Source organism: Kitasatospora sp. NPDC088548 (assembly GCF_044753005.1).
Lineage (GTDB): Bacteria > Actinomycetota > Actinomycetes > Streptomycetales > Streptomycetaceae > Kitasatospora.
The window spans coordinates 257,936-270,097 of the sequence record NZ_JBIVMI010000004.1; the positions used below are offsets into that span (position 1 = coordinate 257,936).

9 protein-coding genes are annotated in these 12,162 nt (G+C 71.9%); 7 read left to right on the forward strand and 2 right to left on the reverse strand.

Annotation, left to right across the window (positions count from 1 at the left end; translation table 11 throughout):
- Positions 1-20: 20 nt before the first annotated feature.
- Positions 21-1,820 carry a glycosyl hydrolase family 18 protein gene (locus ACIP82_RS08720; protein ID WP_400652193.1) on the forward strand — a complete coding sequence of 600 codons (1,800 nt, stop codon included), beginning with the start codon at positions 21-23 and terminating at the stop codon, positions 1,818-1,820.
- 136 nt (positions 1,821-1,956) lie between these two features.
- Here ACIP82_RS08720 and ACIP82_RS08725 read toward each other — a convergent pair whose 3' ends face one another.
- Positions 1,957-2,517, reverse strand: a complete 561-nt coding sequence (locus ACIP82_RS08725) for a MarR family transcriptional regulator (RefSeq protein WP_363607067.1) — start codon at positions 2,515-2,517, stop codon at positions 1,957-1,959.
- A 132-nt stretch (positions 2,518-2,649) separates the two neighbouring features.
- Between ACIP82_RS08725 and ACIP82_RS08730 the strand changes: the two genes are divergently transcribed.
- The 4 genes from ACIP82_RS08730 to ACIP82_RS08745 all read left to right on the forward strand — a co-directional run bounded on the left by ACIP82_RS08730 (position 2,650) and on the right by ACIP82_RS08745 (position 7,285).
- Positions 2,650-3,957: an MFS transporter gene (locus tag ACIP82_RS08730; protein WP_363607065.1), complete on the forward strand. Its 1,308-nt coding sequence runs from the start codon at positions 2,650-2,652 to the stop codon at positions 3,955-3,957.
- A gap of 144 nt (positions 3,958-4,101) precedes the next feature.
- A complete protein-coding gene (locus ACIP82_RS08735) occupies positions 4,102-5,706 on the forward strand; it encodes a dolichyl-phosphate-mannose--protein mannosyltransferase (RefSeq protein WP_400652197.1) in 1,605 nt (534 codons plus the stop codon).
- Positions 5,707-5,709: 3 nt separating this feature from the next.
- Entirely contained in the window at positions 5,710-6,489 is a 780-nt protein-coding gene (locus ACIP82_RS08740; RefSeq protein WP_400652200.1) for an ABC transporter permease, read from the forward strand.
- A 211-nt stretch (positions 6,490-6,700) separates the two neighbouring features.
- Entirely contained in the window at positions 6,701-7,285 is a 585-nt protein-coding gene (locus tag ACIP82_RS08745; RefSeq protein WP_400652203.1) for a TMEM165/GDT1 family protein, read from the forward strand.
- Positions 7,286-7,293: 8 nt separating this feature from the next.
- On the opposite strand, the gene ACIP82_RS08750 is transcribed toward ACIP82_RS08745, so the two are convergent.
- Entirely contained in the window at positions 7,294-8,406 is a 1,113-nt protein-coding gene (locus ACIP82_RS08750; protein ID WP_400652206.1) for a peptidoglycan-binding protein, read from the reverse strand.
- A 335-nt stretch (positions 8,407-8,741) separates the two neighbouring features.
- On the opposite strand from ACIP82_RS08750, the gene ACIP82_RS08755 reads away from it, so the two are divergent.
- Positions 8,742-10,814: an MFS transporter gene (locus ACIP82_RS08755; protein ID WP_400652209.1), complete on the forward strand. Its 2,073-nt coding sequence runs from the start codon at positions 8,742-8,744 to the stop codon at positions 10,812-10,814.
- Positions 10,815-10,900: 86 nt separating this feature from the next.
- On the forward strand, positions 10,901-12,145 hold the full coding sequence (locus ACIP82_RS08760; protein ID WP_400652211.1) for an MFS transporter: 1,245 nt from the start codon (positions 10,901-10,903) through the stop codon (positions 12,143-12,145).
- Positions 12,146-12,162 lie beyond the last annotated feature (17 nt).

Sequence of the window (12,162 nt, forward strand, 5' to 3'; positions counted from 1 at the left end):
CAACAAGGAGTCACGCACCCATGCTCCGTTCACGTATCGAAAGGGCCGGGGCACCGGCCCAGCAGGGCGGCCGTCGACGCCGCCCGAAGAGCCTGGCCGCCCTCGCGGCCGGCACGACCGCCTCGCTGCTGCTCGGCACGGGCCTCGCGCTCAGCGGTGGCGCCGCGGCCAACGCCGCCGTCACCAACAGCACCGGCGCGCCCGCCACCAGCGGCGGCCTCAAGGTGGCCTACTTCGACCAGTGGTCGATCTACGGCAACGCGTACTACCCCAAGACGATCCAGGACACCGGCGTGGCCGGGAACCTGGACTACCTGATCTACTCGTTCGCCAACATCAGCCCGACCGACCTGGGCTGTTTCCAGGCGACCAAGGCCGCCAGCCAGGACGACAACAACCCGAACGCGGGTGACGGCGCGGCCGACGCGTTCGCCGACTACCAGAAGAGCTTCGGCCCGGACATCTCGGTCGACGGCGTCGGCGACGTCTGGGGCCAGCCGATCGCGGGCAACTTCAACCAGCTGAAGAAGCTGAAGGCGAAGAACCCCAACCTCAAGATCCTGCTCTCGATCGGTGGCTGGACCTACTCCAAGTACTTCTCGGCGGCGTCCGCCACCGACGCCTCGCGCAAGCACCTGGTCTCGTCCTGCATCGACATGTTCATCAAGGGCAACCTGCCGGTCGACGCCGGCTACGGCGGCCCGGGCTCGGCGGCCGGCATCTTCGACGGCATCGACATCGACTGGGAGTACCCGGGCGGCGGCGGCCACACCGGCAACGGTTCCAGCCCGGCCGACAAGCAGAACTTCACCCTGCTGCTGAAGGAGCTGCGCACGCAGCTCGACGCGCAGGGCAAGGCCGACGGCAGGACCTACGCCACGGCGGCGGCGGTCGGCGCCGGCCAGGACAAGATCATGAACATCGAGACGGACAAGATCGCTCCGTACCTCACCTTCCTCGATGTCATGACCTACGACATGCACGGTGGCTGGGACGCCAAGGGCCCGACCAACCACCAGGCCCCGCTGTACTCCGGTCCGAACGACCCGAGCACCCCCGTCAAGCCGGGCAGCGGCAAGTACTCGATCGACAGCGCCATCAAGGCGTACACGGTCGGTGACAAGGAGTACGGCATCCCCGGCGGCTTCCCCGCCAACAAGATCAACATGGGTGTGCCGTTCTACTACCGCGGCTGGACCGGCGTCGCGAACAACGGCCAGAACGGCCTGTTCCAGCCCGCCGCCGCGCCCGCCACCGGCGCCGCGATGTCCGGCAACATGCCCGGCATCCAGATGTACAAGGAGCTCACGGGCTTCGTCGACAACCCGTCCAAGACCTTCTGGGACGACACGGCGAAGGCCACGTACTTCTACGACGGCAACACCTTCTGGTCCGGCGAGGACGCCAAGTCGATCCAGGCCAAGGTGGACTACGCCCACTGCAACGGCCTCGGCGGCTCCTTCGCCTTCTCGCTGTACGACCTGGGCACCAAGACCGCGCTGTTCGACAAGATGGTCCAGGCCACCAACGGCTCGTCCGCGTCCTGCCCGGCCCCGCCGACCACGACGCCGCCGACCACCCCGCCGACCACGCCGCCCACCACTCCGCCCACGACCCCGCCGACCACGCCGCCCACCACGCCGCCGACCACCCCGGCCGGCTGCTCGGGCGCCCCGAGCTGGGACGCGGCCGCCACCTACGCCACCTCGACCAAGGTGTCCTGGAAGGGCCACTTCTACACCAACAAGTGGTGGACCAAGGGCGACGACCCGGCCGCCAGCGGTGCGTGGGGCGTCTGGACCGACAACGGCCCCTGCTGAGGCCGGTACCACCGGGCGGCTGACCCGCCCGTACATCTGAGGGCCTGACGGACCCTCGCACCACGAGTCCGGCCCGCCGGGGGAGCTCCCCCGGCGGGCCGGACTTCCGCGTGTGCGGGCAGGTGTGCGGGCCGGGTCAGGCCAGGTCGTCGGTGCGCCCCAGCGCGTCGGGCTGGGTCTCCTCGATCCGCCGCAGCATCCGGGCCAGCAGCGCGGACAGCTCGGTGCGCTCCTCCCCGGCGAGGTCCTGGAGCAGCTCCTCCTCGAAGCCGGCGGCCATCCGCATCGACTCCAGCCACTTGTCGCGGCCGTTCTCGGTCAGCTCGATGATCACCCGGACCCGGTTGGCCTCGTCCCGTTCCCGGGTGACCAGGTCCTCGGCGACCATCCGGTCGATCCGGTGGGTCATCGCGGCCGGGGTGAGTCCGAGCCGCTTGGCCAGCTCGCCCGGGCCGAGCCGGTACGGGCTGCCCGCGACCACCAGGGCCTTGAGCACCTCCCACTCGGCGGAGGTGATCCCGAGCACATTCAGCTGCCGGCCGTACGCCACGCCCATCCGCCGGGCGACCCGCGAGAGGGTCTGCACGATGGTCTCCACCTGTGGGTCCACGGTGGGGAATTCCCGCTGGTAGACGGCCACCTGCTCGGCGACTCCCAGCTCGTTGGCGGTGGCCGGGGCGGGCTTCTCTGCAGTCATGCGGACCAGTGTCGCATGAAGCGGTGCACTCCTTAAGCCTTTGACTCCACACTCTTCCGAATGCTAAGACTTTAGCTCTGAAATCTTCTGGGCTTAAGAGTATCCAGCGAAACTAGTGAAGGGGTGTGCACGGTGACCGGCACGGTGAAGCAGCAGAGGCAGCGGCGTCATGGGGCGGGCGGCCCGCTGCGCCGCGTCCAGATCGGCAACGCGCTCAGCGCGTTCGGCAGCGGATTCACGATGCCGTACATGTTCGTGTACGTGGACCAGGTGCGGGGCCTGGGCTCGCTGGCCGCCGGGATGGTGTTCACCGTCTTCGCGCTGGCCGCGCTGGCCGTGCTCCCGTTCACCGGCCGCGGCATCGACAGGTACGGCCCGCGCCCGGTGCTGCTGGCCGGCGCGACGCTCGCCGCCACCGGCGCGTTCGCCTTCGGTCACGCCACCGGCACCCCGGCCCTGCTGGTCTCGTCCTTCCTGTTCGGCGCGGGTGTCACCACCTGCCAGCCGGCGCTCGCCACGATGATCGTCCGCTGCTCGACCACCGCGACCAGGTCGCACGCGTTCGCGCTGCAGTTCACCCTGATCAACCTGGGCATGGGCATCGGCGCGCTGGTCGGCGGCCAGATCGTCGACGTCGCCGACCCGGCCAGCCTGACCCGGCTGTTCACCATCGAGGCCGTGACCTTCCTCGGCCTGGCCCTGGTCACCGGCTCCGCCCGGATCCCGGCGCCGGCCCCGGTGTCGGTCCAGGAACGGACGGACGGCCCCCAGGGCCTGCGCGCCCTGGTCACCGACAAGGCGATGCTGCGGCTCTGCGTGCTCGCCGGGCTGATCTTCTTCGCCTGCTACGGCCAGTTCGAGTCCGGCGTCGCGGCCTTCGCCACCGACACCGTCGGCACCGCGCCCTCCACCCTGGGCCTGGCGATCGGCGCCAACGCCGTCACCATCGTGGTGCTGCAGATGTTCGTGGTGCGGATCACCGCCCGCCGCCGCCGCACCACCGCGATGGCCGCGGCCGGTGTGGTCTGGCTCGGCGCCTGGGCGATGGCCCTGGTCGCCGGCCTGATCCGGACCGAGACCATGGCCGCCACGGTCGCGATCGTCTCGATCTACGCCCTGTTCGGTGTCGGCGAGTCGCTGCTCGCCCCCACCATGGGCCCGATGGTCGCCGAGCTCGCCCCGGCCCGGCTGCTCGGCACCTACAACGCCGGGTACGCCCTGGTGAAGCAGATCGCGATCGCGGTCGGCCCGGCCGTCGGCGTGCTGCTGGTCGGCTCCGGCACCTGGCCGCTCTACCTCGCGGCGATGGCCGGCTCCACCCTGCTGATCGTCGTCATGTCGATCCGGCTGCGCCCGCACCTCACCGCGGCCCAGGACAACGCCGCCCCGGTCGTGGTCCGCACCCCCGTCCCCGTCCGGGAACTGCAGACCGCCGCCTGACGACACCGCCCGACGGGCGCCGCCAGGGTCACCTGGTCGGCGCCCGTCGCGCTTGGATTCACGACCACCGGCACATAGTGTCAGTGGCTGTTGAACGCCCGGCCCAGGCCCGGCACAGGCGAGACAGGCGAAATCGGCGAGGCTATGACGCAAGCGGCGCTCACGCACCCACCGGCAGCACCCCCGGCCCCCGCAGCCCCCGCACCGGCTCCGCGGGGGCCGCTGCGCTGGGCGGCCGACCGGGCCGGCTGGCTCGGGCCGATCGGTGTGGCGGTCTTCGCCGGCCTGCTCCGGTTCTGGAACCTCGGCTATCCCGACTCCTTCGTCTTCGACGAGACGTACTACCCCAAGGACGCCTGGTCGCTGCTCCAGCAGGGCTACGAGGGCACCTGGCCGGAGAGCGCCAACGCCGACATCCTGGCCGTCCCGCAGCACGTCCCGCTGACCTCCGCGCCCGAGTTCATCGCCCACCCGCCGCTCGGCAAGTGGGTGATCGCGATCGGCGAGTACGCCTTCGGGCTTCACCCCTTCGGCTGGCGCTTCATGACGGCCCTGCTCGGCACCGTCACTGTGCTGATGCTGGCCCGGATCGGCCGCCGGCTCTTCGGCTCGACCCTGATCGGCTGCACCGCCGCCCTGCTGATGTCCGTGGACGGCCTCCAGCTGGTGATGAGCCGGGTCGGCCTGCTGGACGGCGTCCAGATGTTCTTCGTCCTCGCCGCCTTCGGCAGCCTGCTGATCGACCGCGACCGCACCCGCGCCCGACTCGCCGCCGCCTACCCCGACGGCGACCTGGTCCGCCTCGGCCCGCGCCCCTGGCGGATCGCCGCCGGCGTGGCCCTCGGCGCCGCCTGCGCGGTCAAGTGGAACGGCATCATGGTGCTCGCCGCCTTCGGCCTGCTCACCGTGCTCTGGGACCAGTCCGGCCGCCGCTGGGCCGGTGCCCGCCGCCCCTGGCGCTCGATGCTGCGCCGGGACGCGCTGCCCGCCTTCCTCGCCACCGTCGGCTCCGCCCTGGTGGTGTACGTCGGTGCCTGGGGCGGCTGGCTCGCCACCGGCGGCGGGTACGACCGGCACTGGGCGGACGGCCGGGCCGGGCTCTCCCCGGACAGCCTCCTCGGCATCGGCCTGCCGCAGGTCTCGATGAGCTGGGTGCCCGCGCCGCTGCGCAGCCTCTGGCACTACCACTCGCAGATGTACGACTTCAATACCGGGCTGAGCACCCCGCACACCTACCAGTCCAACCCGTTCAGCTGGCTGGTCCAGGGCCGCCCGGTCTCCATGTACTGGGAGCAGGTGCCCAACGGGCAGCAGGGCTGCACGGCCTCCGGCGGCTGCGCCGCGCAGATCCTCGGCCTCGGCACCCCGCTGCTCTGGTGGACGGCCTGCGCCGCCCTGGTCTACCTGCTGTGGCGCTGGTTCTTCCGCCGGGACTGGCGCTCGGGCGCGGTGCTCTGCGGCGTCGCCGGCGTCTACCTGCCGTGGTTCCAGTACCAGGAGCGGACGGTCTTCTCCTTCTACATGGTCGTGCTGGTGCCGTTCCTCTGCCTGGCCGTCGCCCAGATGCTCGGAGCCATGGTCGGTCCGGCGGGCTGCTCGCCCGAGCGGCGCCGGATCGGCGCGGCCGGGGCCGGGCTGATCGTGCTGGCCATCGTGGCCTGCTTCGCCTTCTTCTACCCGCTCTACACGGCGGAGGTGATCCCGATGACGTCCTGGCAGGACCGGATGTGGTTCACCAGCTGGATCTGACGGATGACGGTTCTGGCGGCCGGGCAGTCCCAGCTGCTCCCCGTCACCCCCGTGCTCGGGGTGGTCACCGCGGTGCTGCTGGCCGCCGCCGTGGCGGTGGCCGGGTGGGGCCTGCTCGGGCACGGGCACGCGGTGCTGCGGGCCGGACTGCGCGCGGTGGTGCAGCTGGCCGTCGTCGCGCTGGTGATCACCTGGGTGGTCTCCTCGCTCTGGTGGTCGGCGCTGTTCGTCCTGCTGATGTTCGCGGTCGCCGTCCGCACCGCGGGACGGCGGATGACCCCGGGCCCGGACTGGGTCTGGGCGGCCGCCCCGATCGGCGCCGGGGTGCTGCCCGTCCTCGGGCTGCTGTTGGCCGTCGGGCTGCTGCCGCCGAAGGGCCTGTCCGTCATCCCGGTGGCCGGCATCCTGATCGGCGGCGGGCTCAGCGCGACCTCGCTGGCCGGCCGGCGGGCCCTGGACGAGCTGCGGCAGCGGCACGGGGAGGTGGAGGCGGCGCTCGCCCTGGGCTTCGAGGAGCGCGACGCCCGGCTGGAGATCTGCCGCACCGCGGCCGCCACCTCGCTCGTCCCCGCCCTCGACCAGACCCGGACGGTCGGCCTGGTGACGCTGCCCGGCGCGTTCGTCGGCATGCTGCTCGGCGGGGCGTCGCCGGTCCAGGCGGGCGCGGTGCAGCTGTTCGTCCTGGTCGGCCTGCTGGCGGTGGAGACGGTGGCGATCGTGGTGGTGCTGGAGCTCGTCGCCCGCGGGCTGGTGGGCCCGGGGGAGCCCCGCGTCATCGGGTAGGCTTGGGCGCGTTGAAGGGGAGTAGCCCTCCACCGGACCGTCGACATACTGGCCCCCAGGGGCCCGGCGCCCGGGGCACCGCGATCCGTTCCGGTGCCGGCGAGACCTTCGGCCGCAGTGCTGTGAACCATGACCAGCGCTGTCGGGCCGAAGCCTCCCCCGACGGAGCCGCCGAGGCCGGGCAGCCCGACCGAGGGAATCCAGACCCCCGATGAGCCTGACCGTAGCCGCAATCACCTTCGGCATCGTCTTCCTGGCCGAACTGCCGGACAAGACCGCCCTGGCAAGCCTGATGCTCGGCGCCCGCTACCGCGCGAGTTACGTCTTCGCCGGCATCGCCGCCGCCTTCGCCCTCCAGGTCGGTATCGCCCTGCTCGCCGGGCACCTGCTCTCCCTGCTGCCGCACCGCTGGGTGGAGGGCGTCACCGGCGCGCTCTTCCTGGCCGGGGCCGCGATGCTGCTCTTCCACGGCGGTGACGACGAGGACGGCCACGCCGCCAAGGAACCGTCCGCGAACAGCTTCTGGAAGGTCGCCGGGGCCAGCTTCGTGGTCGTCGCGATCGCCGAGTTCGGCGACCTGACCCAGATCATGACCGCCAACCTGGCCGCCAAGTACGCCGATCCGCTGGCCGTGGGCCTGGGCGCCTGGCTGGCGCTCTGCGCCGTCGCGGGGATCGCGATCGTGGGCGGGCAGAAGCTGCTGAAGCACGTGCCGATGAAGATGATCGTCCGGGTGGCGGCCGGTGTGATGGTGCTGATGGCCGGGTTCAGCATCTTCCAGGCGATCACCGGCTGACGCCGGGGTCAGCAGCTCGGGGGGCTCTGCTCCAAGGCCGCGCGGGTCTTGGGGCCGTACTCCCCGTTCTCGCCCTTGATCTTGTTCGCCTGCTGGAAGTTCAGCACCGTATTGCGGGTCCACCAGTCGAAGAAGCCGGTGGCCAGCGACTTGTCGACGGTGCCGCAGGAGGCGGCCACCAGCCGCAGTTGCATGTCCTTCACACTCGCGCCCGTCATACCGAACGTGAGGGTCTGCGGGGTGGTCGTCGGGCTCGCGCTCGTCGTCGGTGTCGGCGTCGGGGTGGTCGTCGGGCTCGGCGGGGCGGGGGGCGGGTCGGCCGGGGCCGGGGGAGCGGCCGGGGGCGGAGTGGGGGCCATCGGGGGCGGGGTGGCCGCCTTGGTGGGGCTCGCCTTGGCCGTCGTCCGGCTGGGGGACGGGCTCGGGGCCTCCGCCTCCGTGGTGGACGGCGGAGCGCTCGGGCTCGGGTCCGCCGGGGTGGTCGGGTCCACCGGTGCGGGCGCCAGGGTGGTGGAGGGGGCGGGCCGCGCCTGGTGGTCCGGCTCCTTGGAGGGCGTCACCGCGTACGCCAGACCGATGGTGACCGCCAGCAGCCCGGCGCCGGCCGCCACCAGCAGTCCCTTGCGGCGGGCGAGCGGGCCCTGTTCGGCCTGTTCCGCGGCCCGGCGGGCGGCCCGGCCACCACCGGCCGGCTCGGGTGCGCCGGGTGCCGAGTGGGCGAACGGGAAGAAGCCGATCTCGTCGTCGGCCGGCTCCGGCTGCTCCTGCGGGTGCTGGGAGTGCTGCGGGTGCTGGGGGTGCTGGGGGTGCCGGGGCGGGGCCGGCGGGGGTACCGACATCACCGGCGGCAGCACGGTCGTCGCGTAGGCGTCCGCGTCGGGCCCGGGCGGCGGGGCCACCGGGGGGAGCACGGTGGTGGCGAACGGATCGGCGGGCGCGCCCGCCGACGGGCCGTCCACGATCTGGCCGACCGCCTGCGGCACGTACGGGCGCACCAGCGGCGGGCCCTCCAGATGCGGCAGGACGGCGGTCTCGGCGAGGCTCGGATCCGGGAGATCCGGGAGGCACCTGCACCCGGCGGAGCGCGCGGTGCCGCACGTCGGGCAGTGCTGGTCCGGCATCGACCGGCCCTCCTCGGTTCTCGCTCGGTACTCGGATGTTTCTCGGGTTGGCGAACGTGCCCGGGCACTCCCGTACGCGCCTGATTATGCAGGACCGTCCCCAAGGGGGGACAGGGGCGTCCGGCCCGCCGTGGGGGTGTTGTGCCGGTTGGTGGCGGTTGGGGAGCCGGTGAACGGGACGGGGCTCGGGGCCGGGCCCGCGACCGGCCGTCGTTCTTGCGTTCGGCTCAATCGAATGCCGCATATCCGGGCATTTCTGACAGCATGGTGAGCCGGGAGTGATCATTCGCACGGCCCCCGGCCCGGCCGGGGGCCGCGACCCCTACGGAGACGCCATGACGGATCCGACCACGGCGTCCGACCGCGGCCCGGCGCACCAGCCGGGGCCGCCGGAGGTCACCGCCCCCAACCTCTGGGTCCCGATCGGGGCCCTGCTGCTGGCGATGCTGCTCGCGGCGCTCGACCAGACCATCGTCTCCACGGCGCTGCCGACCATCGTCAGCGACCTCGGAGGTCTGGAACACCTCTCCTGGGTCGTCACCGCCTATCTGCTGGCCTCGACGGCGGCCACCCCGCTCTGGGGCAAGCTCGGCGACATGTACGGCCGGAAGCGCTTCTTCCAGGCCTCGATCGTGATCTTCCTGCTGGGCTCGGTGCTCTGCGGCATCGCCCAGAGCATGGGCGAGCTGATCGCCTTCCGCGCCCTCCAGGGCCTCGGTGGCGGTGGGCTGATGGTGCTCTCCCAGGCCATCGTCGGCGACCTGGTCTCACCCCGGGACCGCGGCAAGTACCAGGGCCTCTTCGGGGCCGTCTTCGGCGTCACCAGCGTGCTCGGGCCGCTGCTCGGCGGCGTCTTCGTGGACAACCTCAGCTGGCGCTGGGTCTTCTACATCAACCTGCCGGTCGGGGCGGTCGCCCTGGTGGTGATCGCCTCGGTGCTGCACGGGCGGGAGGTGAAGCGGAAGCACCGGATCGACTACCTGGGGACCGTGCTGATCGCCTCGGTGGCCACCTGCCTGGTCCTGATGACCTCACTCGGCGGCACCACCTGGCCCTGGCGCTCCTGGCAGATCATCGGGCTGGGCGTGCTCGGCGTGGTCCTGCTGGTCGCCTTCGTCGCGGTCGAGCGGGCGGCCGCCGAGCCGGTGCTGCCGCTACGGCTGTTCCGCTCGCGGACGTTCAGCCTGGTCGCCGTCATCTCCTTCGTGGTCGGCTTCGCGATGTTCGGCGCGCTCACCTATCTGCCGACCTTCCTCCAGGTGGTCATGCAGGTCTCGCCGACCTTCTCCGGCATCCACATGCTGCCGATGGTGCTCGGCATGCTGGTCACCTCGATCGGCGCCGGCCAGATCGTCGCCCGCACCGGCCGCTACCGGGTCTTCCCGATCGCCGGGACGGCCGTCACCACCGTCGGCCTGCTGCTGCTGTCCCGGATGGACGAGCACAGCAGCACCACCGAGATGAGCTTCTACTTCCTGGTCTTCGGCCTCGGGCTGGGCCTGGTGATGCAGGTCCTGGTGCTGATCGTGCAGAACTCCGTCGGCTACCAGGACCTCGGGGTGGCCACCGCCGGGGCCACCTTCTTCCGCTCCATCGGGGCGTCGTTCGGCGTCTCCGTCTTCGGCACGATCTTCGCCAGCGGGCTGGGCAGCCGGCTGGCCGACGCCCTGGCGGGGGTGGCGCTGCCGCCCGGCTTCAACCCCGCTGTCGTCACCGCCGATCCCCGCGTGGTCGGTACCCTGCCGCCGGCCGTGCAGGCCGCGGTCCACCACGCGTACGCCGAGTCGATCACCCGGGTCTTCCTCTACGCGGTGCCGGTCGCGCTGGTCGCCTTCGTGCTCTCGCTCTTCCTGCGCGAACAGAAGCTGCGCTCCACCGTCACCGCGCCCGACCTCGGCGAGTCGATCGGCGTCAACCCGGTGGAGCGGTCCTCGCTGGACGAGATCGCCCGCGCGCTCTCGGTGCTGAACACCCGGGAGGCCCGGCGCGACCTGTTCCGGCGGATCACCGCGACCGCCGGGCTCGACCTCGGACCGGCCTCCAGCTGGCTGCTGCTGCAGATGCACCACCAGGGTTCGGTCGAGCCCGCCGAACTCGCCGAGCGCCGGATCGTCCCGATCTCGGTGATCGAGGAGGCCGTGCGGGAGGTGGAGAGCCGGGGCCTGGCGGCCCGCACCGGCGGTCTGCCGCTGCGGCTGACCGAACCGGGCGAGGAGACGGCGCTCCGGCTGGTCGCGGCCCGCCGGACCCAGCTCTGCGAACTCCTCGGCGACTGGGACGACAAGCAGCACGCCGACCTCGCCGACCTGCTCACCCGGCTCAGCTCCGCGCTCTGCGCCGACCAACGGGACCGGCCCGACCGCAGCGGCCCGGAGCACCCGTACCACGGGGAGGGGCGGTCGTTCTAGGGCTTGCCGTCATTGATTAGCGGGGCTAATCGCCTGTTGAGGAGATCGATCTTGTTCCGCCCCGAAAGGGGTGGTGAGCTGGCTTTATGAGAAATGCGAAAACTCCGGCATCCGGGACGGCGGACGGCGTCGATTACCATTGGTCGCCGGTCATCGCCGTGGCGCTGAGCACATTCACGGTGGTGTCTTCCGAAATGATGCCGGTAGGCCTGCTGACCCCCATCTCGGACACGCTTTCCGTGTCCGACGGTGTTACCGGCCTTTCCCTCACGATCACCGGGCTCATCGCCGCGGCCGTGTCTCCCTTCGTGCCGGCGCTCATCGGACGCCGTGACCGCAAGAGGGTGCTCGTGGCCTTCATGACTCTGCTGTCCCTGGCGAACGCGCTGACCGCGGTCGCGCCCGGTTTCCCGGTGCTGGCTTTCGCCCGGACGGTCCTCGGCATTTCGATGGGGGTGGTCTGGGGGCTTGCCGCGGGGCTGGGCCCGAGACTTGCCGACGGGCCCCGAACGGCGCCGGCCACCACGATCATTTTCTCGGGCGTCTCGATCGCCTCGGTTCTCGGCGTTCCCCTGGGGACGTACATCGCGGCGTTCCTGGGCTGGCGTGCCGCGTTCTGGGCACTCGCGCTCCTCGGCATGGTCGTCGTCGCCGTCCTCGTCCGTACGCTTCCGGCGCTTCCGGTTCACGAGCGGAGCAGGCTCGACGGAATCGTCGACGCGCTGAGGAACCGCGGTGTCGCCGCGGGGCTCGCGATCACGGCACTGGTGGTGTTCGGCCACTTCACCGGCTACACGTACGTCCGCCCGGTTCTCGAGACGGACGCGGGCCTGAGCGCCGGCCTGATCGCGGTCTGCCTGCTGGTCTACGGCCTGGCCGGCGTCGTCGGCAACTTCACTCTCGGCCCCTTGGCGGGCCGGTACCCGAAGGGGGCCGTGGCGAGCGCGCTGGCCGGCGTGGTGACGGCCGCGCTGCTGCTGCCGTTCGCGGTCGCGGGCGCCGTCACGGTGCTGTTGGTGCTGGTCGTCTGGGGCGTTTCGTACGGTGGGGTCTCGGTGTCGACGCAGACCTGGGTCCGCACGGCCGACCCGGCGCGCATCGAGGCGTCGGCCGCGCTGTGGGCCGGGGTGTTCAACGCGAGCATCGCTCTTGGCGCGTTCGCGGGCGGGCTCGTCATCGACAATGCGGGAGACCGGGCCGTCATGTTCTCGGCGGGGTCGATCACGCTGGTCGGGCTGATCGTCGCGGTCGCGTCACGGCCGCGACCGACGGTGCCGTGCCCTTCGCGCTCCCGGAGGGAGAGGCCGGCTGCCGCCGACTGCGCGGGCTGAGCCCGCGATGCCCTCCG

What these genes read in the sequence shown, in the direction of transcription:
- ACIP82_RS08720 (WP_400652193.1), top strand. Translation starts at nt 21, where the DNA reads ATGCTCCGTTCACGTATCGAAAGGGCCGGGGCACCGGCCCAGCAGGGC.
- ACIP82_RS08725 (WP_363607067.1), bottom strand. Translation starts at nt 2,517, where the DNA reads ATGACTGCAGAGAAGCCCGCCCCGGCCACCGCCAACGAGCTGGGAGTC.
- ACIP82_RS08735 (WP_400652197.1), top strand. Translation starts at nt 4,102, where the DNA reads ATGACGCAAGCGGCGCTCACGCACCCACCGGCAGCACCCCCGGCCCCC.
- ACIP82_RS08750 (WP_400652206.1), bottom strand. Translation starts at nt 8,406, where the DNA reads ATGCCGGACCAGCACTGCCCGACGTGCGGCACCGCGCGCTCCGCCGGG.
- ACIP82_RS08755 (WP_400652209.1), top strand. Translation starts at nt 8,742, where the DNA reads ATGACGGATCCGACCACGGCGTCCGACCGCGGCCCGGCGCACCAGCCG.
- ACIP82_RS08745 (WP_400652203.1), top strand. Translation starts at nt 6,701, where the DNA reads ATGAGCCTGACCGTAGCCGCAATCACCTTCGGCATCGTCTTCCTGGCC.
- ACIP82_RS08740 (WP_400652200.1), top strand. Translation starts at nt 5,710, where the DNA reads ATGACGGTTCTGGCGGCCGGGCAGTCCCAGCTGCTCCCCGTCACCCCC.
- ACIP82_RS08760 (WP_400652211.1), top strand. Translation starts at nt 10,901, where the DNA reads ATGAGAAATGCGAAAACTCCGGCATCCGGGACGGCGGACGGCGTCGAT.